Below are 19738 nucleotides of genomic sequence, written 5' to 3'. Positions count from 1 at the left end.
GCAAAAGCGTATCAGCTGCCTTCGCGCGACATGCGACGACGCTCGTGTTCCTTCAGATAGCGCTTGCGCAGACGGATGGACTTGGGCGTGATCTCGACCAGTTCATCGTCGTCAATGAATTCCACGGCGTATTCGAGCGTGATCTTGATCGGCGGCACCAGGCGCACGGCTTCGTCCGTACCCGAGGCCCGCACGTTGGTCAGTTGCTTGCCCTTGATCGGGTTCACGACCAGATCGTTGTCACGGCTGTGAATGCCGATGATCATGCCTTCATACAGCGCTTCGCCCGGACTGACGAACATGCGACCGCGATCCTGCAGCTTCCACAGTGCGTAGGCCACGGCATCGCCATCGTCCTGGCTGATGAGCACACCATTGCGGCGCTCGCCCAGGCTGCCTTCGCGCACCGGCTGGTAATCATCGAACACATGACTCATCAGGCCCGTACCACGCGTCATCGACAGGAATTCGCCCTGGAAACCGATCAGGCCACGGGCCGGAACACGGTATTCCAGGCGGGTGCGACCACGGCCATCCGGCTGCATGTCCTGCAGGTCGCCCTTGCGGCGGCCCAGTTCTTCCATCACGGCACCCTGGTGACCATCTTCCAGATCGACGGTCAGCAGTTCATAGGGTTCGCAACGCACGCCGTCAATGTCCTTGAACACCACACGCGGGCGCGATACGGCCAGTTCGTAGCCTTCACGGCGCATGTTTTCCAGCAGAATGGTCAGGTGCAGTTCACCCCGGCCCGCCACTTCGAACACTGTGTCGTCATCGGTATCACGCACACGCAAGGCCACGTTGGACTTGAGCTCGCGTTCCAGGCGATCGCGCAACTGGCGACTAGTCACGAACTTGCCTTCACGACCGGCCAGCGGCGAGGTGTTGACCATGAAGTTCATGGTCAGTGTCGGCTCGTCGATGCGCAGCATCGGCAGCGCTTCCTGCACCGACGCATCCGTCACCGTGCAGCCAATGCCCAGTTCCTCGATCCCGTTGATGAGCGCGATATCGCCCGCTTCGGCCTCATCGACCAGCACGCGCTCCAGACCCTTGAACGTGAGCACCTGATTGATGCGACCCTTGATCGGTGCGCCGTCGGGGCCGAACTTGACGACCACGTCCTGACCGGCACGTGCGCGACCACGGTTGATGCGGCCCACACCGATCTTGCCAACATAGCTGCTGTAGTCAAGCGAGACGATCTGCATCTGCAGCGGACCGTCGGCATCGTCATCACGCTGCGGCACATACTTGAGAATCGCGTCAAACAGCGGACGCATGTCGCCGCTGCGCACCTCTTCGGTCAGACCCGCGTAACCCGACAGTCCCGAAGCATAGATGATGGGAAAATCGAGCTGCTCTTCGGTTGCGCCGAGCTTGTCGAACAGATCAAAGGTTGCGTTGATCGCAAAGTCAGGACGCGCACCCGGGCGGTCGATCTTGTTGACGACCACGATGGGGCGCAGGCCCAGCGCCAGCGCCTTGCGGGTCACGAAGCGGGTCTGGGGCATCGGGCCCTCGACCGCATCGACCAGCAGCAGCACGCCGTCGGCCATCGACAGCACACGCTCGACTTCGCCACCGAAATCCGCGTGTCCCGGGGTGTCGATGATGTTGATGTGCGTGCCTTCGTATTCGCAGGCACAGTTCTTGGCCAGAATCGTGATGCCGCGTTCTTTTTCGATGTCGCCCGAGTCCATGACCCGTTCGGACATATGCTGGTTGTCGCGGAAGGTGCCCGACTGCTTAAGCAGTTGGTCCACCAGGGTGGTCTTGCCATGATCGACGTGTGCGATGATGGCTACGTTACGCAAAGCGCGTGTCATAAAAGTCGTCCTCAGTCAGTCAGGCCGCCGGCCACAGGCCAGCGGGCAGTTTGTCCAGCGGCAACAGGACCTGCGCCGGGGTCGGCATGGCCTGCAACTGCTCCAGCGTGATGGCGTCGTCCAGCGAGAACGGACCGATCCGGGTGCGCCGCAACGCCACCAGATGCGCCCCGCAGCCGAGCGCGCGTCCTATATCCTGGGCCAGGGTCCGGATATAGGTGCCTTTGCTGCATTCAACATCAATCACGGCCTGCCTGCCGTCGCAAGACAGCAGATCAAGCCGATGAATCATTACCGTGCGCGGCGGGCGCTCAAGCTCGATCCCTTCGCGCGCATATTTGTACAGGGGTATACCATCACGCTTGAGCGCGGAGTACATGGGAGGAATCTGCTGGATTTCGCCCCGGAAACCGGCAATCGCCTGTTCCAGTGCCTCCCGCCCGACACCGGCAAAGTCTTCGCCAGCCTGCGACACGACCGTACCGGTCAGATCGCCGCTATCGGTTTCGGCACCGAAAAAAACAGTAGCCAGATAGCGTTTGTCGGCATCCAGCATCTTGCCGGAAATCTTGGTCGCCTTGCCCATACACAGCACCAGCAGCCCGGTCGCAAAAGGATCGAGCGTGCCGGTATGGCCCGCCTTGCGGGCATCCACCGTGCGCTTGGCGCGTTGTAGAGCGTGATTGCTTGACAGCCCTTCTGGTTTGTCAAGCAACAGAACGCCGTCGAGCAACTGCCCGCGTCGTGTAGCCATCGTCATCAACCAGAAATAGAACGATAGCCCGCGTCAGCGGGCGTCGTCGGGTTCGTCGGGAACGCCGGATTGAGCGCCAGACCGATTGGCCTGGTCGATCAATTGGGACATTTCGATCGCATGCGCCAGTTGGGCGTCATGCACAAAGCGCAGGGTCGGAACCGTATGGATATGCAGTCGCTTGTACAACAGCGAGTGCAGCCAGCCAGCCTTTTCGTTGAGCAATGCAACGACGGCATCGGGCTCCGCGCCCAGCACGGAAAAATAGACCTTGGCGTGCGCGTAATCGGCCGACAGTTCGACCGAGGTCAGCGTGACCAAGCCAACGCGGGACATCTCGATCTCGCGCTGGATGATCTCGGCCAGATCCTTCTGGATCTGGTCGGCCAACCGCACATTGCGGTTGGGGATGCTTTTTTGCTTATGACGGCTCATTCAGACTCACAGCGAACGGGCGATTTCCTTGATTTCGAAGACTTCAAGCTGATCGCCGACTTCGATATCATTGTTGCCCCGCAGGGTGACACCGCAATCAAAACCACTGCGGACTTCCTTGACATCATCCTTGAAGCGGCGCAGCGACTCCAGCAGGCCGGTCCACTGGACCACATTGCCGCGCAACAGACGGATCTGCGAATCGCGACGAACGATACCATCGGTGACCATGCAACCCGCCACCTTGCCGATACGCGAAATGCTGTAGACCTCGCGAATCTCGACCATGCCGATGACTTCTTCCTTGCGCTCGGGTGCCAGCATGCCGGACAGGGCAGCCTTCACGTCGTCCACAGCATCATAGATGATGTTGTAGTAGCGCAGATCGATATCGTTGTTCTCGGCCAGCTTCTTGGCACTGTGATCGGCGCGCACGTTAAAGCCGATGATGACTGCATGCGAAGCGATGGCCAGGTTGACGTCGCTTTCGGAAATACCGCCCACTGCCGCATGCACCACCTGCACCTTGACCTCGTCGGTCGAGAGCTTGAGCAGCGAACTGGCCAGCGCTTCCTGTGAACCCTGCACATCGGTCTTGATGATGAGCGACAGAATCTGGGCACCCTCACCCATGTTGTCGAACATGGACTCGAGCTTGGCGGCCTGTTGCTTGGCCAGCTTGACGTCACGGAACTTGCCCTGACGGAACAGTGCGATTTCGCGTGCCTTGCGCTCGTCGGTCATGGCGATCAGTTCGTCGCCGGCGGCAGGCACTTCAGTCAGCCCCTGGATTTCAACCGGAATGGATGGGCCAGCCTTGTGGATGGCCTTGCCGGTTTCGTCCAGCATGGCACGCACACGGCCGTAGCTTGCTCCCACCAGCACCGAGTCGCCCCGGTTCAGCGTACCGGACTGTACCAGCACGGTCGCGACCGGGCCGCGCCCCTTGTCGAGGCGGGCCTCGACAACCAGCCCCTTGGCGGGAGCCTCGATCGGTGCCTTGAGCTCAAGAATCTCGGCCTGCAACAGTACGTTTTCGAGCAGATCATCAATGCCTGCACCAGTCTTGGCCGACACGGACACGAAGGGTACATCGCCACCGTATTCTTCGGGAACGACTTCCTCGACCAGCAGTTCCTGCTTGACGCGATCCGGATTGGCTTCGGGCTTGTCGACCTTGGTGATCGCCACCACGATGGGTACACCTGCGGCACGCGCATGGTGAATGGCTTCGCGCGTCTGCGGCATGACGCCATCATCGGCGGCCACAACCAGGATCACGACGTCGGTTGCCTTGGCACCGCGGGCACGCATGGCCGTGAAGGCCTCGTGACCCGGGGTATCCAGGAAGGTCACCACGCCACGCGGCGTCTTGACGTGATAGGCACCGATATGCTGCGTAATGCCACCGGCCTCACCATGTGCCACCTTGGCACGACGAATGTAATCCAGCAACGAGGTCTTGCCGTGGTCAACGTGGCCCATAACGGTCACGACAGGTGCACGCGGCAACGATTCGATCTCGCCCAGATCGGTTTCGTCGAGGAAGGCCTCGGGATCATCCAGCTTGGCAGCAATCGCCTTGTGGCCCAGTTCCTCAACCACGATCATGGCGGTTTCCTGATCCAGCACCTGGTTGATGGTCACCATCTGGCCCAGCTTCATCAACAGCTTGATGACTTCGGCGGCCTTGACGGACATCTTGTGCGCCAGATCGGCTACCGTGACCGTTTCGGGAACGTGCACTTCACGGACGATGAATTCAGGTGCTGCACTGGCGGCCTGTTGCTCGTCGCGGCGATCGCCGCGACGGCCCTTACCACCACCCTTGCCACTGCGCCAGCCATCACGGCCGGCAGGTGCATCGCTGCGCTGCGGGCGATCGGACGGCTTCTTGCGATTGCCATCGGACCACGACGAAGAGCCTGCATCCGCCGTCTTGACGGTTTTCTTGCCCGGCGCATTGTCAGTCGCCGGCTTGGCGTCTTTTTTCACGCCTTCCTTCTTGGAAGGCTTGTGCAGTGTACCGGCCACATTCTGCGGCTCGGGCTCAGGCGCACGCAGCACCTTGCGGGGACGGTTCAGCATGGCACGCAATGCCGCTGCCTCTGCCTCGGCTGCCTTGCGGGCTGCTTCACGATTCGCCGGAGGAGTGGCACCCGCTGCCGCTTCCACTGGTACTGCCTGGCCGGACATATTTTTCTTTCCTGTTGCCGCTTTGGGCGCGGACGAGACGGCTGCCTGCTTGGCAGGGGCCGGTTCCGCGTGTGCTGCTGCGCTGACGGAGGACGGCTCGGCCGTCTGCTCCTGCTGCGCCACGGAGGCCGTGGCCTCCTGCGCAGGGGTGGGTTGTTCTGCCGCGGGTGCAGCCGCGCCGGTATCGGCGGACTCCACTTGCGGAACGGATGGAATGGATGGCGCTTCGGTGGCAACCGGCACAGCCTCTTCTACGGCAGGCACGTCGGCCACGGCAGCCTGTTGCTCGACGGCAACCACCTCCACAGGAGCAACCGTGCTCTCTGCCGAAGCGGTCACATTCGACTCGATTGCCGCATGATCTTCAGCAACAACCTGAGCGACATCAGCCTGTACGGCTGCCGCCGCTTCGATGGGCGCGGCAGTTTCGTGGGTGACGTCCACAACCGGCACTGCTTCCTGGCGATCAACGTCGGCAGCATGGTCCTGGTCAGAGAGCGCGGCTTCGGCTGCCAGCGGATCCTGCACATCACGCTTGACGAAGACACGCTTTTTGCGCACTTCGACCTGCACCGTGCGGGAACGGCCGGTGGCATCGGCATGGCGGATTTCCGAAGTCTGGCGACGAGTCACCGTGATCTTCTTGCCCTCACTGCCTTGCGCCTTACCCTTGCGCAACGACTCGAGCAGCTTCGCCTTGTCGCTTTCGGTGACGACATCGTCGGCCGACTTGAGGTCGATGCCGGCAACGCGCAACTGCTCAAGCAGCGCGACGGCGGGCATTTTCAGCTCATTTGCGAACTGGGCGACGGTATTACTCGACATTCGTTTCTCTCTTCCCTTTCTACTGCATTTTTCAATATTGATGCTGTTGCCTGGCGGGAGACGGGCCGGCACTCACCGGCCGCTCCTGCACTTACGCCTCATCATCAAACCAGTGCTCGCGAGCACGCATGATCAGGTCGCTGGCCGCCTGCTCGTCGACACCAACCATCTCGGCCAGCTCATCGCTGGCCAGATCGGCCAGGTCATCGCGGGTTTCAATGCCATGCTGGGCCAGTTTCTCGATCAGTTCGGGCGTCATGCCTTCGAGACCGTTGAGATTCTGGGCAGCCTCTGCCTCTTCTTCCTTGGCAATAGCCTCGGTCAGCAGCGCGTTGCGGGCGCGAGTGCGCAACTCGGTAATGGTTTCTTCGTCGAACGCCTCGATGTCGAGCAGTTCCTGCATCGGCACATAGGCGATCTCTTCCAGGCCGGTGAAACCTTCGTCGATCAGGATGTCAGCGACTTCCTCATCCACGTCCAGTTTTTGCATGAAAGCGGCACGCAAAGTCTCGCGCTCCTCTTCCTGGCGGCTGTGGCTTTCTTCCTGGGTCATGATGTTGATCTGCCACCCGGTCAGGTCGGATGCCAGGCGGACGTTCTGACCACGGGCACCGATCGCCTTCGGCAGGTTTTCCTCGTCGACGACCACATCCATGGCGTGCTTGTCTTCATCCACCACGATGGACTCGACGTTGGCCGGAGCCAGCGCGCCAATGACGAACTGCGCGGGATCGTCAGCCCACAGGACGATATCGACCTGCTCGCCACCCAGCTCATTGCGCACAGCCGTCACACGCGAGCCGCGCATGCCGACGCAAGTGCCAATGGGATCGATACGCTTGTCGTAGGCCACGACAGCGATCTTGGCGCGAACGCCAGGATCGCGCGCTGCAGCCTTGATCTCGAGCAGACCCTGCTCGATCTCGGGCACTTCGTTTTCAAACAGTTGCTGGATGAATTCGGGAGCCGTGCGCGACAGCAGTACCTGCTGGCCACGTGCCGTGCGATCAATGGTCTGAACCCAGGCACGCACACGATCACCGATACGCAGATTTTCCTTGGGGATCATCTGGTTGCGAGGCAGGCGGGCTTCGATCTTGCCGCTTTCGATGATGGCATCGCCCTTGTCCATGCGCTTGACCGTGCCGGACACGATACTTTCGCCACGATCCAGAAAATCGTTGAGAACCTGCTCGCGCTCGGCATCGCGGATCTTCTGCAGAATGGCCTGTTTGGCGGCCTGCGCACCGATACGACCAAATTCGATGGCCTCGAGCGGTTCTTCAATGTAATCGCCGATCTCGACGTCGGGTGCCAGTTCACGCGCATCCGACAGCAGTTCCTGCTGATCGGGCTCTTGCAAACCTTCTTCGTCGGGCACGACCAGCCAGCGCCGGAAACCTTCATAGTTGCCGGTATCGCGGTCGATCGCCACGCGAATATTGACATCTTCCTCGAAGCGCTTTTTCATGGCCGACGCCAGCGCACCCTCAAGTGCACCAAAGACCACTTCACGCGGAACGGCCTTTTCGCTCGCCAGCGCATCCACCAGTAAAAGAATTTCGCGACTCATCGCTTCTTACCCTTGAAATTCAGGACGGGATCCAGCTTGGCACGCTCGACATCATCCAGCGTAAAGCTCAACACCTGCATCTCACCCTTCTGTGCCTCGAACTCCAACCCGAACGTTGCGCCGCCCTGCTGATCGGCGGCTTCGCCTTCCGTTTCCGGAAGCGTCAGAATCCCTGAAAAAACCTTGCGGCTGTCAATCGCCTCGCGCAGCTTGATCTCGACACGTTCACCAGCAAAACGCCGGAAATCGGCATCCTTGCGCAGTGGTCGATCGGTACCGGGAGAACTGACTTCGAGCCGGCTGTAATCCAAATTTTCGACTTCGTAGACGCGCGACAGATGCCGCGAGACCTGCTCGCAATGTTCGATCCGCACACCTTCGGGCGTATCGATAGTCACACGCAACAGCCCCTGGCCCGCACGTTCGACATCGACCAGTTCGATATCCATGCCTGCCAGCGCCTGCTCCGTCAACGAAAAAATGTCTGCCATATGCTCAAAAAAAAAGGGCTGAACAACCAGCCCACTGTGTTGCACCGGCACACGCCAGCGCAAGAGTCGCTATGTATGTGCCAGCCACCACGACAACAAGCTGACCATCCGGGCCGGGCATGCCTGCACAAAGTGCGCCTGCAAATTGCGTCCGCAAAGCGCAGACACAACAACCCTAGCCCATCAAAACCGTCTATTTTAACAGAAACAGTTGTCAGCGGCTACGGCCAATCACACCCAGGCGGGACTCATGCGCCGCTGCGCCGCGTGGCTGCCAGTCATCCCCCTGACTACCTTTCTTGCGTCGGGCAGGACGTTGGGCAGACGCCTTCGCAGGCGCATCACCCTGCCGGCCCTGCTTGCCACCACCGCTCCTGGCCGCCTTGCCACCACTCTTGGCGGCAGGACGTGCATTGCCTGTCGCAGCAGAACCGGACTGGGATTGAGATTGCGACTTGCCTCGCGGCTTGCGGGCACCACCGGCCGGCTTCGCCCCTCTGGACTCGCCACGCTCCAGAGGATGGCCGTTTGCGTACCCACCCACCAGGGGAGAGCCCGTCCCAAATGGATCGGACGGGCAACTGAATGTTGCACCGCCGCCGCCTTGCAGTTTGCCCTTGCGGCTGACTCGCGCACCATTGAGACCATTGCGCTCCATCGTACCGAAGCCCGGCGGCAATGCGCTGTCGTGTGACTTGGGCTGCTTGCGCACACGTTCACCATCATCATCGTCGTTGAGCAAGCCAAGCTGCACCATCAATGCAGCCGCCAGATCCTCGCTCAACTCCTCCCAGCGACCACGGCGCAGATTGCGCGGCAGGACAACCTCGCCGAAACGGGTACGGATGAGCCGACTGACCGTCACGCCTGCCGCCTCGAACATGCGACGAACCTCACGGTTGCGCCCCTCATTGAGCGTCACGCGATACCAGCGATTGCTGCCCTCCCCCCCCAGATAATCCAGGGAGCCGAACGCCGCCATGCCATCATCCAGCTGAACCCCTTCGACCAGCGCCTTGCGCTGTTCGTCGCCCAGCTCGCCCAGCACACGCACCGCGTACTCGCGCTCGGCCCCATAACGTGGGTGCATCAGGCGATTGGCCAGGTCCCCGGACGTTGTCAGGATCAGCAAGCCCTCGGTATTGAGATCAAGCCGACCGACCGACAGCCACTTTCCAGTGCGCAGCTTGGGCAGGCGCGCAAACACGCTGGCACGACCCGCGGGATCATCATGACTGACGATCTCGCCTGCCGGCTTGTGATACAGGATCACACGATGCTTGCGCTTGGAGGCCTGGCGGGCCACCAGACGACCATTGACGCGCACCTGATCCTTGGGACCAACACGCTGACCGATATGAGCCGGTTCGCCATTGACGGACACCCGGCCCGCCACGATCAGCTCTTCCATTTCACGCCGCGAACCGATGCCGGCCTCGGCCAGCACCTTGTGCAGCTTGGGCATGACCGCATCATGCTCAAGATATTTGCCCAGGCGCTTGGGCAGGGAGTCCGCCTGATCCAGATAGGACAGCGCCGCTTCCGCCTCACGCTCGGCCTCGGGATCGATAATGACAGCCGACTGCTGCACATCGGCGCTCACAGGTTTTTCAGAACGCCTGCGAGGCGTCGCCGGGCGCTTGCCTCGTCCCGCAGCGGGTGCCGCACCCTGGGCTTCCTGGGGCTTTTGCGCCCGGGGAGCCCCCTGACGCTTGCGCCCACCCGTCGTCTTGCGTGGGCTTGCACCCGCCTCGGGCGCAGCAGCCTCGACGCGAAGCTGGGCATCGCCAGCAGACTGCGGCTCGACAGCATCGGCGCGGCGACGCCGGAATGGCGTCCTCAACTTGCGCCCCTTGCCCTTGCCGCCCGCGGTTTCGCCCGCAGGCATGGAGGCGGATGCATCCGCCTGAGTCTGCAACAGTGCTTCTTCTTTAGTCGCCACTGACACTCCAACTTCGTGATTTCAAGAATTATTGTTCCGGCTCGCCTTGCTCGCGAGCCGCAGTATCTGCCTCATCGGCCACGCCATCCTCATCAGGCACGACCTGCGCAATGCGGGTGACGGCAAGCCGATCCGGCACAATCGCATCGCGCCCGGCATCACCCTCAGCCTCTCGGGCCATCATCTTGCTCAACAGACCAGCTGTATCCTGCTGTTCCAGCATGGGTAGCTCATCCAGCGCACGCAGCCCGAGATCATCGAGAAACTGTCGCGTGGTCGCGAGCAATCCTGGCCGTCCAGGCGCATCACGATAACCAATGGTATCGATCCACCCCCGATCCTCAAGCGTCTTGATGATCTGGGAAGAGACAGTGACCCCCCGGATATCTTCGATATCGCCACGCGTAACCGGCTGGCGCCATGCAATGATTGCCAGAGTCTCAAGGACTGCCCTCGAATAACGAGGTGCCTTTTCGGTACTCAATCGTTCAAGATAAGGCCGCATCGTTGCGCGGCTCTGGAAGCGCCACCCGCCAGCCAGTTCGACCAGTTCAAGCCCGCGCCCACTCCATTCATGGGCCAACTGCCCCAGTAGAAGTCGAAGCCTGCCGCCATCGAGCTGCCCATCTTCGAATAACTTGCGCAGCTCGGCATTTGGCATGGGTTGTGCAGCACACAGCAACGCTGCCTCAAGCACTATTATGACATCCTTATCGTCCATATGGTCCAGTATGCCCGCGTGACGGAAAGCCTATTGTTGCAAATATCGCATGGTAACGCAGTCACCATCAGACTCAACTTGCGCGGAAGCAACAGGCCTGTTAGAATCTTTTTCTCAGACGCGGGGTGGAGCAGTCTGGCAGCTCGTCGGGCTCATAACCCGAAGGTCGTAGGTTCAAATCCTGCCCCCGCAACCAGATATTCAAAAAGGGCTTGCCTTGTTGGCAGGCCCTTTTTTCATGCCGGGTTTCTTGCTGCACACTTCTTGCTGCGCACCCGCGAGCCATCGCGCGCATTGCTCAAACACAGACATGGTTTCCCACAAAACGCAATCCCACCAGAAAATCCTGACTCGACTGGCAGAGCAGGATGCACAACACATTCATCGGCAATTCCCCTCCATGAGAGCCATCCTGGAGAAAGACTCTGATGGGGGCATGCAGAAAATCGCCATTTCGGTATTTGATCATTGGCTTCGCGATGCGTCTGAATGGCATCTGATGAACATCACCGACTCAATGGAGCGCAATAGAAGAAACCAAAGCATGGAAGCACATTGGGCTTCGCTTTTTGACCTGACCCCAATATATACACCCAGATGGCGTGGTCGTTGGCCCGGAAAAGCAAAATTGACACTGAAGCGCTACACCTCGCGGGACGGTTTTTTAGCGCAGTCGCGCTTCAGCCCATCGAAAGCACCCACACAGTTCATCATACTCCCCGAACAAGGCTGCATATACGCAGCAGGATGGGATGACACAAATGTGCTTTACTTCCAGAACCGGGACAATGCGCAGCCCGTGATTCAGCTTGCCGTGGCCGCGGGCCTTTGCGTATTGCACTTTGACGAGACCTGAAAGAAAAATACCGGTCAGCGCGGCACGCTACCGGTATTTTTCCTGCCCCCTTCGGCTACCTCAAGCCTCCTGGCGCTCCACGCCCTCAGCCAGCCTCAGCAACACTTCCTTGGCCTCGGGCATTTCGTCGTAAAGCGTATCTGCATAGAGCCGCAGACGGGTTGCCAGTTTCCGGGCCACATCCTCGGGGTCGATATCACTGCCGCTGCGGACAATCTGCTGCCGGAATCCGTCCAGCAGTATCGCCACTTCGGCATCCCGCGCAGCCCCTGACAGGGCTTCCTTGTGTGCCCGCTTGGACAGCAGCGCAGCCTGTTCTGCGCAGGTATCGACGATACCGCCATCGCTTTTCACGATTGTCATAGTCTCCTCCTTGGTGGTGATCTGGCCGCAGGAGCACTGCAGCCGATAGGGACATTATGCCCTCTTGTCCCCGAAGATCAACCGCCAAAAGGTCGTAGATGCGCCCGTTGCTGCGTCACCAGTTGCGCAATGCCGCCCTGGGCCAGATCCAGCAGTCCATCCAGTTCCTGGCGAGAAAAGGCCCGGCCTTCGGCCGTGCCTTGCACCTCGACCAGATTACCCTGGCCCGTCATCACCACATTGACATCGGCCTCGCAACCCGAATCCTCTATATAGTCGAGATCCAGCAGCGGCGCACCGCGATACAGCCCCACCGACACGGCCGCCACCTGATCAAGGATCGGAGATTCGTCCAGATCACCGCGCTGCAGCAGCAGATCGACAGCATCGGCGGCGGCCACCCAGGCACCGGTAATCGAGGCACAGCGGGTTCCGCCATCAGCCTGCAGCACATCGCAATCGAGATGCAGGGTGCGCTCGCCCAGTTTCTGCAGATCGAACACCGCGCGCAGGCTGCGACCGATCAGACGCTGGATTTCCTGGGTTCGCCCACTCTGCTTGCCCTTGGCCGCCTCACGATCACTCCGCGTATGGGTCGCACGCGGCAACATGCCGTACTCGGCCGTCACCCAGCCCTGCCCCTTGCCTTTGAGAAAAGGCGGCACTTTATCGAGCACGCTGGCCGTGCACAGTACATGGGTCTGCCCCATGCGGATCAGCACCGAACCTTCGGCATGACAGGTAAAGCCACGCTCCAGCGACAGATCACGCAACGCATCGGGGCTGCGCCCGTGGGCACGGATATGGGAAGTCGAGTCATTCATGGAGATATCCTGGTTGCATGGGCATTCATGCGGTCATTCAAAATTTGCAGCCTGCTCGCGCATCTGCTCGATCTGCAACTTGAGATCCATCGCCGCACGGGTCATGACCAGCGCGCCCGACTTGGAGCCCAGCGTATTGGCTTCACGGTTCATTTCCTGGAACAGGAAATCCAGCCGCTTGCCCGCACTGGTGCGCTTGCCACGAGCATCCTCGGCAGCACCATGCTGCAACAGGTGCCGCAGTTCGGCCAGGTGCGAGCGCAGGCGGGCGATTTCTTCCGCCACATCGATACGCAAGGCAAACAGATTGGCCTCACTGGCCAGACGTTCCGACAATTCCTGCCCACCGATATGAGCAAAGCCCCCCGGAAATGCCTGCGCCACCGATTCCTGCAGGCGGCCCTGGAGTTTCTGCCGGTAATCGTCCTGAATACCCGGCAACTGCGGCTCCAGAGCATCAAGAATCGTGACAATTGTATCCGCGCAGCCCATGACCACCTCGGCCAGGCGTGCGCCTTCGCGCTCGCGCGCCTGCACGAACTGGGTCAGCGCCGTTTCTGCAGCCTCCAGGGTCAGCGCCAGTTGCACCTGCTCGCGCTCGCCAGGATCGGATTGCTCGGCCTGCCCGCCCAGCCACTGCAGCACTTCCTGCAGACGGGGCGCAGGCGTATCCGGCAGAATGCTGCGTACCTGCGCCAGTTGGCGAGCCAAGGCCTCAAGCGCAGCCATGTCGGGAATGCGCGCGACATCGCTGCGTGCCCCCTGGCTGGCCAGCCGTATCTCGACCTTGCCGCGCAGCAGACGAGCCGACAACAATTCACGCAGGCGACTTTCGGCGTGGCGGTATTCGTCCGGCAACTTGAAATGAAGATCGAGAAAACGGCTGTTGACCCCTCGCAGCTCGATGGTGAGTTGGGTATCGTCGTGCCGTGCGGTGCCGCTGCCGAAGGCAGTCATGCTGAGAATCATGGGCAATGTCCGGTTGGGCCCCATCAGGGGCAGAAAATATCTTTGAGCGTGGCGATCAGGCGCTCGATGCGCGGATCGGCAATGCGATAGTGGAGCGTTTGCGCTTCACGGCGATAAGCCACCATACCTTCCTCGCGCATTCGCGCCAGATGCTGCGACAGTGCCGACTGGCTGAGGTCGACATGCTCAAGCAGCGCACCGACGCTCATTTCCTGGCGTTCGATGAGCAGGCACAGGACAAGCAGGCGGTGGGGATTGCCCACAGCCTTGAGCAGCGCGGCAGCCTCGGCGGCACCGGCGAGCAGGAATTCCTTGTCTGCGACATGCGTATTCATGGCCCGATTTTATCGCAAAGCCCTGTTTATCAGCCCAACAGACAAAAACCATGCTGCAAAGCCGCAACGCCTCTTATGTCTTATATAAGAGTATTGCCAGTCTGCAGGCTTCGTCCTACAATACGGTCAATGGGTGCAGACTCACACGCTGTGGTATGCAATCCGGATTTTCCCACTCACTTCTCATATACAGGCCGCCATGCTAGAAGCCTATCGTCAACATGCCGCCGAACGCGCCGCGCTTGGTATTCCTCCCCTGCCCCTTTCTGCCCGGCAAACGGCCGATCTGATCGAACTGATCAAGTCGCCTCCGGCAGGCGAAGCCGATTTCCTGCTCGACCTGCTGACATATCGCGTGCCGGCCGGTGTGGATGATGCCGCCAAGGTCAAGGCCTCCTATCTGGCAGCCATCGCGCTCGGCAAGGAACCGTGTGCACTGATCAGCCGCAAGCACGCGGTCGAACTGCTCGGCACCATGCTGGGCGGCTACAACGTTGCCCCGCTGATCGAACTGCTGGATGACGCAGAGGTAGGTGCCGCCGCGGCCGAGGGCCTCAAGAAGACCCTGCTGGTGTTCGATGCCTTCCACGACGTCAAGGAAAAGGCCGACAAGGGCAATGCCAATGCCCGTGCCGTGCTGCAGAGCTGGGCCGACGCAGAATGGTTCACCAGCCGTCCCGAAGTGCCGGAAAGCCTGACCATCACCGTTTTCAAGGTCCCTGGCGAAACCAATACCGACGATCTGTCGCCCGCCCCCGATGCCACCACGCGCCCGGACATCCCGATGCACGCGCTGGCCATGCTCAAGAACAAGCGCGATGGCGCAGCCTTCCAGCCCGAGGAAGACGGCAAGCGCGGCCCGGTCAAGTTCATCGAGTCGCTCAAGGAAAAGGGCCACCTGGTCGCCTACGTGGGCGATGTGGTCGGTACCGGTTCCTCGCGCAAGTCCGCCACCAACTCGGTGCTGTGGTTCACCGGCGACGACATCCCCTTCGTGCCGAACAAGCGTTTTGGCGGCGTGTGCCTGGGCAGCAAGATTGCCCCGATCTTCTACAACACCATGGAAGATGCCGGTGCCCTGCCGATCGAGCTGGATGTGTCGCAGATGGAAATGGGCGACGTGGTCGAGCTGCGCCCCTATGAAGGCAAGGCCATCAAGAACGGCGCCATCATTGCCGAATTCAAGGTCAAGTCCGAAGTGCTGTTCGACGAAGTGCGCGCTGGCGGCCGCATTCCGCTGATCATTGGCCGTGGCCTGACCGCCAAGGCACGTGAAACGCTGGGTCTGGCACCGTCCGAACTGTTCCGTCTGCCGCAAAATCCTGCCGACACCGGCAAGGGCTACACTCTGGCACAAAAGATGGTGGGCCGCGCCTGTGGCCTGCCTGAAGGCACCGGCATCCGCCCAGGCACCTACTGCGAACCCAAGATGACCTCGGTCGGCAGCCAGGACACCACCGGCCCGATGACCCGCGACGAACTCAAGGATCTGGCCTGCCTGGGCTTTTCGGCTGACCTGGTGATGCAGTCGTTCTGCCACACCGCCGCCTATCCCAAGCCTGTCGACGTCAAGACCCATCACACGCTGCCGGCCTTCATCAGCACGCGCGGCGGCATTTCGCTGCGTCCGGGCGATGGCGTGATCCACTCGTGGCTCAACCGCATGCTGCTGCCGGATACCGTCGGTACCGGCGGTGACTCGCACACCAGGTTCCCGATCGGCATCAGCTTCCCGGCCGGTTCCGGCCTGGTGGCCTTTGCCGCTGCCACCGGCGTGATGCCGCTGGACATGCCCGAATCCGTGCTGGTCCGCTTCAAGGGCAAGTTGCAGCCGGGCGTCACACTGCGCGATCTGGTCAATGCCATTCCGCTGTACGCCATCAAGCAAGGCCTGCTGACCGTTGCCAAGCAAGGCAAGAAGAACATCTTCTCCGGTCGTATCCTGGAAATCGAAGGTCTGCCCGACCTCAAGGTGGAACAGGCATTCGAACTGTCCGACGCCTCCGCCGAGCGTTCGGCTGCCGGTTGCACGGTGCGCCTGAACAAGGACCCGATCATCGAGTATCTCAACAGCAACATCGTGATGCTGAAGTGGATGATCGCCAACGGTTATCAGGACGAACGCAGCCTGCGCCGCCGCATCGCCGCCATGGAAGCCTGGCTGGCTGATCCCAAGCTGCTGGAGCCGGATGCAGACGCCGAGTACGCCGCCGTGATCGACATCGACCTGGCCGACGTGCATGAGCCCATCGTCGCCTGCCCCAATGACCCCGATGACGTCAAGACGCTGTCTGACGTGGCAGGTGCCAAGATCGACGAAGTGTTCATCGGCAGTTGCATGACCAACATCGGTCACTTCCGTGCCGCCTCCAAGCTGCTCGAAGGCAAGCGTGACATCCCGGTCAAGCTGTGGGTCGCCCCGCCGACCAAGATGGATGCCCAGCAACTGACCGAGGAAGGCCACTACGGTGTGTTCGGCACGGCAGGTGCGCGTACCGAAATGCCGGGCTGCTCACTCTGCATGGGTAACCAGGCACAGGTGCGCGAAGGTGCCACGGTGATGTCAACCAGCACCCGCAACTTCCCCAACCGTCTCGGCAAGAACACCAACGTGTACCTGGGTTCGGCCGAACTGGCTGCCATCTGCTCGCGCCTGGGCCGCATTCCGACCAAGGAAGAGTACATGGCCGATATCGGTGTGATCAACGAGAACGGCGACAAGATCTACCAGTACCTGAACTTCGACAAGATCGAAGACTACAAGGACGTGGCAGACACCGTCAGCGCCTGATCCCCGGCATCCGGGTTGCATCACTTCACAGTCGCGCAACACCGGTTTCGCCACGCGCAACGCTCCTGGTTTCTCACGATCCAGGAGCGTTGCTGTTTTCAGCCAGCCAGAATACGGCTTTTCTTGCATTTCCTGACCGTCACACTCCGTTTGCCATGGTTTCCCTGTTTCTCAAAATGCTGCTCGGTGCCTTGACGGTGCTCGTCATTGCCCTGCTGTCCAAGTCTCGCAGTTTCTTCATCGCCGGCCTGGTGCCGCTGTTTCCGACCTTTGCCCTGATCGCCCACTTCATCGTGGGCACCTCACGTACTGCAGCAGACCTGCAGGCCACGGCGCTTTTCGGGCTGTGGTCACTGGCCCCCTATGCTGCCTATCTGCTGGCGGTGTATTACGGCAGCGTACGCTACAGCCTGCCCGCCACGCTGATCGGTGCCACAGTGGCCTGGGCGATCGTGGCCGGCATCCTGCTGATCGGCTGGAGTCGTTTCCATGCGGCGACCTGATTGGCCCAGTGCATGCAAATCATGCATACTGCCGCTTTTATCCATTCAGGCAAACCATGACGCACCGACCTGAAACCGCTGCCGGTATCGACGACACCCAATTCCTGCAGGCATTGCGCAAACGCTTCAATGCAGGCGAAAAACTCAAATATGTGTTCTTCTGGGGGCACCAGCAGGCCAAGTCAGGCATCACAGCCAGTTGCTTCAGCCAATGGTACGGTGCCCCGTTCGTCGTGGACGGACATCGCTACGCCAGCGCCGAACATTTCATGATGGCCGAGAAAGCCCGTCTCTTTGGCGATCACGAAAACCACGCCAAGATCCTCCAGGCCTCCAACCCCGGTGCCGCCAAGGCCCTGGGGCGGCAGGTACGCGGCTTTGACGATGCGACCTGGCTGGCCCAGCGATTCAATATCGTGGTCCGGGCCAACCAGGCCAAGTTCGGCCAGAACGAGAACCTGGGCGACTACCTGAGGCAGACAGGCTCACGCATCCTGGTCGAAGCCAGCCCTGTGGACCGCATCTGGGGCATCGGCATGGCCCAGGACGATACGCATGCAGGCAATCCCATGCTCTGGCGCGGCCTCAACCTGCTGGGCTTTGCCCTGATGCAGGTGCGGGAAGAATTGAGCAACCGTATCTAAAGCTCACGACATCAGTTTCAAGAGGCTTTCCCGCACAGGTTACCCAGGCACACGCCGATAGACCATGACACTCCAGTATCCGCTTCCGCTCCGGGCGTGGCACGTCCACCCGTCTGCTTCCAGGTGCCTGGCAATCAATCGATTCATGACACCGTGCCCTGCCAGGAAAACACGACCCTCACTGGATAAGTCCTGAAGCCGTTGTGCCGCCATATGTGCTCGCCGTTTCGCGCAACGGACACTTTCGGCCGCGCCCGAAAAACCGCATAGCCAGAGCACTCGAAAAACAAATGCCCACGTAAATGGGGAGAGGCGTGGATGATGCCAGTGTGTATGAGGCAATTGCGCTTCGCAGAAAACATCATCCACGATATCGGGCTCAAACCCCAACGCCTGCAGGGAAGAACGCGCCCTGGGCGCGCTGCTCGACACAATGACACTGGCTGAAGCAGCCAGTGTCATGCAGGCATCAGGAGCCTGCTCGTCAACAATCTCGGCACAGTCATACTGTGCCATCCAATCTTGCATCTCACGAGCCGGGATTTTTTGTGATGAGGACAGATCAGGCCGTCCATGCCTCATCAAAATGATTTCCCTGTTCACCATATCCATACCTTGATTTCGAGTTTATCTTCCCAGGCATGGCAGCCATTCAGGCGGACGATGCCCCGCCACCCGAGTCGAGCGTCGCAATCAAATCATTCACGGACGCCCGATATTGCGCCAGATCGAAATACAGGTCCGGCATGACATGAGAGATCCGGTCGTCATCATCGTCCGGGTCTTCAGCCTCTTCGGGGTCTGTTTCATAACGGATGTCGCGCCAGCACACGCGGTCACCTTCGACCTCCAGTTCGCAGGAAATCACACCGCAGTAATCACTGCCGCAATGACAGCGATACAGTACAAAGCGCCCGGAACCAAACTGGTTGAACGGCACGCAAAGGCCAAGAAAGCCCTGTAGCTGGTTTTCCCTGGCAGCCTTTACGGAATCCAGAAAAGTCATGCCGAACCAGGGTCGACTGCCGGCAAAACCTAACAGTGTAGACAGCGGCTGCCCATCGACGATAAATTCGGACTGCTCGCATGTGTTTGACTTCCCATTGATGACATAGGGGATCGACCTGCGTTCGATCTGCAACCGGCTGGTCGCAGGCTGGGACATATTCGACTCAGAAATATTTTGCTTGTTCATTTGGAGCGTGACACATATACAGGAGGCTGCCGGCTATCAACATAGCCCCACACCCGGAAATCCTGCCCAACCCGACTATATGGAACACCAACGGCCAGCAAGCAGGCTTCGATCGCTTTTTCATGATCAATCAGGGCAGGCGGCACCAGGCGGCCACGATGGATTTCCTCGATGGCATGCACATCCAGCCACTCGTACCACTCGGGCCCCTGCCTGATGAACTCCGGCCAGTCGATATGGCATTTGCCGCTGCGCACATCCGGGTCAAGATAGCGAACGGACGCCAGTGGGCCATTCTGGCCGATCCTGTCCAGCCCTTCGGCCAATTCGGTCCATTTGGTCCGGTTCATGACGGACACCAGTCCCCGTGCGTCGAGAAATGCCCTGATCCTAGGGTGCATGGTACTGCTCCAGCGCAGGCGCATCATCGGCACGGAACGCGCGTATGTATACAGGAAAAGTCATCGTGATCGGAAGTGTAACCTGCCT

Annotated in this window: 17 protein-coding genes, 1 tRNA gene and 1 pseudogene; 5 read left to right on the top strand and 14 right to left on the bottom strand. The window is 60.4% G+C overall.

All coding sequences use genetic code 11. The features are described 5' to 3' along the window. Positions 1-11: 11 nt before the first annotated feature. From typA to scpB, 8 genes and pseudogenes are all read right to left on the bottom strand, one after another. Positions 12-1832 carry a translational GTPase TypA gene (typA, locus tag ABN482_RS05045; protein ID WP_349502956.1) on the bottom strand — a complete coding sequence of 607 codons (1821 nt, stop codon included), beginning with the start codon at positions 1830-1832 and terminating at the stop codon, positions 12-14. A 19-nt stretch (positions 1833-1851) separates the two neighbouring features. After that, positions 1852-2586, bottom strand: coding sequence for a tRNA pseudouridine(55) synthase TruB (truB, locus tag ABN482_RS05040; protein WP_349502955.1), 735 nt, complete (start codon positions 2584-2586; stop codon positions 1852-1854). Positions 2587-2619: 33 nt separating this feature from the next. Continuing rightward, a complete protein-coding gene (rbfA, locus tag ABN482_RS05035) occupies positions 2620-3021 on the bottom strand; it encodes a 30S ribosome-binding factor RbfA (RefSeq protein WP_109060659.1) in 402 nt (133 codons plus the stop codon). Positions 3022-3027: 6 nt separating this feature from the next. Further along, positions 3028-6042, bottom strand: coding sequence for a translation initiation factor IF-2 (gene infB / locus ABN482_RS05030; protein ID WP_349502954.1), 3015 nt, complete (start codon positions 6040-6042; stop codon positions 3028-3030). A gap of 91 nt (positions 6043-6133) precedes the next feature. Beyond that, complete coding sequence (nusA, locus tag ABN482_RS05025; protein WP_349502953.1) at positions 6134-7615, bottom strand: transcription termination factor NusA; 1482 nt, start codon at positions 7613-7615, stop codon at positions 6134-6136. Next, positions 7612-8106 carry a ribosome maturation factor RimP gene (gene rimP / locus ABN482_RS05020; RefSeq protein ID WP_349502952.1) on the bottom strand — a complete coding sequence of 165 codons (495 nt, stop codon included), beginning with the start codon at positions 8104-8106 and terminating at the stop codon, positions 7612-7614. The genes nusA and rimP overlap by 4 nt, the downstream gene beginning before the upstream one ends. Before the next feature lie 214 nt (positions 8107-8320). Beyond that, positions 8321-9994: a 23S rRNA pseudouridine(2605) synthase RluB gene (gene rluB / locus ABN482_RS05015; RefSeq protein ID WP_349502984.1), complete on the bottom strand. Its 1674-nt coding sequence runs from the start codon at positions 9992-9994 to the stop codon at positions 8321-8323. Positions 9995-10082: 88 nt separating this feature from the next. Continuing rightward, positions 10083-10769, bottom strand: a pseudogene (scpB, locus tag ABN482_RS05010) (SMC-Scp complex subunit ScpB); the annotation flags it as partial. A 119-nt stretch (positions 10770-10888) separates the two neighbouring features. Here scpB and ABN482_RS05005 point away from each other — a divergent pair. Beyond that, positions 10889-10965, top strand: a tRNA-Met gene (locus ABN482_RS05005). 114 nt (positions 10966-11079) lie between these two features. Continuing rightward, the gene (locus ABN482_RS05000; RefSeq protein ID WP_349502951.1) at positions 11080-11625 is read left to right on the top strand and encodes a hypothetical protein; all 546 of its coding nucleotides are present in this window, start codon (positions 11080-11082) and stop codon (positions 11623-11625) included. A gap of 60 nt (positions 11626-11685) precedes the next feature. Here the strand turns inward: ABN482_RS05000 and ABN482_RS04995 are convergent, their stop codons facing one another. From ABN482_RS04995 to ABN482_RS04980, 4 genes are all read right to left on the bottom strand, one after another. Beyond that, on the bottom strand, positions 11686-11988 hold the full coding sequence (locus ABN482_RS04995; protein WP_349502950.1) for a hypothetical protein: 303 nt from the start codon (positions 11986-11988) through the stop codon (positions 11686-11688). 77 nt (positions 11989-12065) lie between these two features. After that, positions 12066-12812 carry a ribonuclease PH gene (gene rph, locus ABN482_RS04990; protein ID WP_349502949.1) on the bottom strand — a complete coding sequence of 249 codons (747 nt, stop codon included), beginning with the start codon at positions 12810-12812 and terminating at the stop codon, positions 12066-12068. Between the two features lie 33 nt (positions 12813-12845). Beyond that, positions 12846-13781, bottom strand: coding sequence for a YicC/YloC family endoribonuclease (locus ABN482_RS04985; RefSeq protein WP_349502948.1), 936 nt, complete (start codon positions 13779-13781; stop codon positions 12846-12848). A gap of 23 nt (positions 13782-13804) precedes the next feature. Next, complete coding sequence (locus ABN482_RS04980; protein WP_349502947.1) at positions 13805-14116, bottom strand: ArsR/SmtB family transcription factor; 312 nt, start codon at positions 14114-14116, stop codon at positions 13805-13807. A 199-nt stretch (positions 14117-14315) separates the two neighbouring features. Here ABN482_RS04980 and acnB point away from each other — a divergent pair, with 199 nt between their 5' ends. From acnB to ybiA, 3 genes are all read left to right on the top strand, one after another. Next, complete coding sequence (gene acnB / locus ABN482_RS04975; RefSeq protein WP_349502946.1) at positions 14316-16907, top strand: bifunctional aconitate hydratase 2/2-methylisocitrate dehydratase; 2592 nt, start codon at positions 14316-14318, stop codon at positions 16905-16907. A gap of 155 nt (positions 16908-17062) precedes the next feature. Next, complete coding sequence (locus ABN482_RS04970; protein WP_349502945.1) at positions 17063-17410, top strand: GlpM family protein; 348 nt, start codon at positions 17063-17065, stop codon at positions 17408-17410. A 56-nt stretch (positions 17411-17466) separates the two neighbouring features. After that, entirely contained in the window at positions 17467-18054 is a 588-nt protein-coding gene (ybiA, locus tag ABN482_RS04965; RefSeq protein WP_349502944.1) for a riboflavin biosynthesis intermediates N-glycosidase, read from the top strand. Between the two features lie 652 nt (positions 18055-18706). On the opposite strand, the gene ABN482_RS04960 is transcribed toward ybiA, so the two are convergent. Together ABN482_RS04960 and ABN482_RS04955 are read right to left on the bottom strand one after the other, a co-directional pair. Continuing rightward, complete coding sequence (locus tag ABN482_RS04960; RefSeq protein ID WP_349502943.1) at positions 18707-19249, bottom strand: hypothetical protein; 543 nt, start codon at positions 19247-19249, stop codon at positions 18707-18709. Beyond that, positions 19246-19650 carry a DUF6678 family protein gene (locus ABN482_RS04955; protein ID WP_349502942.1) on the bottom strand — a complete coding sequence of 135 codons (405 nt, stop codon included), beginning with the start codon at positions 19648-19650 and terminating at the stop codon, positions 19246-19248. The genes ABN482_RS04960 and ABN482_RS04955 overlap by 4 nt, the downstream gene beginning before the upstream one ends. Positions 19651-19738: the final 88 nt, after the last annotated feature.

It is taken from the genome of Corticimicrobacter sp. (assembly GCF_040137905.1).
Classification (GTDB): domain Bacteria; phylum Pseudomonadota; class Gammaproteobacteria; order Burkholderiales; family Burkholderiaceae_B; genus Corticimicrobacter.
Note: the sequence above shows the minus strand (reverse complement) of the source record. Positions and strands in the feature narration are given on the sequence as shown.

Coding starts and splice junctions, on each gene's coding strand:
- typA (WP_349502956.1), bottom strand. CDS start 1,832: ATGACACGCGCTTTGCGTAACGTAGCCATCATCGCACACGTCGATCAT.
- truB (WP_349502955.1), bottom strand. CDS start 2,586: ATGGCTACACGACGCGGGCAGTTGCTCGACGGCGTTCTGTTGCTTGAC.
- rbfA (WP_109060659.1), bottom strand. CDS start 3,021: ATGAGCCGTCATAAGCAAAAAAGCATCCCCAACCGCAATGTGCGGTTG.
- infB (WP_349502954.1), bottom strand. CDS start 6,042: ATGTCGAGTAATACCGTCGCCCAGTTCGCAAATGAGCTGAAAATGCCC.
- nusA (WP_349502953.1), bottom strand. CDS start 7,615: ATGAGTCGCGAAATTCTTTTACTGGTGGATGCGCTGGCGAGCGAAAAG.
- rimP (WP_349502952.1), bottom strand. CDS start 8,106: ATGGCAGACATTTTTTCGTTGACGGAGCAGGCGCTGGCAGGCATGGAT.
- rluB (WP_349502984.1), bottom strand. CDS start 9,994: ATGCCTGCGGGCGAAACCGCGGGCGGCAAGGGCAAGGGGCGCAAGTTG.
- ABN482_RS05000 (WP_349502951.1), top strand. CDS start 11,080: ATGGTTTCCCACAAAACGCAATCCCACCAGAAAATCCTGACTCGACTG.
- ABN482_RS04995 (WP_349502950.1), bottom strand. CDS start 11,988: ATGACAATCGTGAAAAGCGATGGCGGTATCGTCGATACCTGCGCAGAA.
- rph (WP_349502949.1), bottom strand. CDS start 12,812: ATGAATGACTCGACTTCCCATATCCGTGCCCACGGGCGCAGCCCCGAT.
- ABN482_RS04985 (WP_349502948.1), bottom strand. CDS start 13,781: ATGATTCTCAGCATGACTGCCTTCGGCAGCGGCACCGCACGGCACGAC.
- ABN482_RS04980 (WP_349502947.1), bottom strand. CDS start 14,116: ATGAATACGCATGTCGCAGACAAGGAATTCCTGCTCGCCGGTGCCGCC.
- acnB (WP_349502946.1), top strand. CDS start 14,316: ATGCTAGAAGCCTATCGTCAACATGCCGCCGAACGCGCCGCGCTTGGT.
- ABN482_RS04970 (WP_349502945.1), top strand. CDS start 17,063: ATGGTTTCCCTGTTTCTCAAAATGCTGCTCGGTGCCTTGACGGTGCTC.
- ybiA (WP_349502944.1), top strand. CDS start 17,467: ATGACGCACCGACCTGAAACCGCTGCCGGTATCGACGACACCCAATTC.
- ABN482_RS04960 (WP_349502943.1), bottom strand. CDS start 19,249: ATGAACAAGCAAAATATTTCTGAGTCGAATATGTCCCAGCCTGCGACC.
- ABN482_RS04955 (WP_349502942.1), bottom strand. CDS start 19,650: ATGCACCCTAGGATCAGGGCATTTCTCGACGCACGGGGACTGGTGTCC.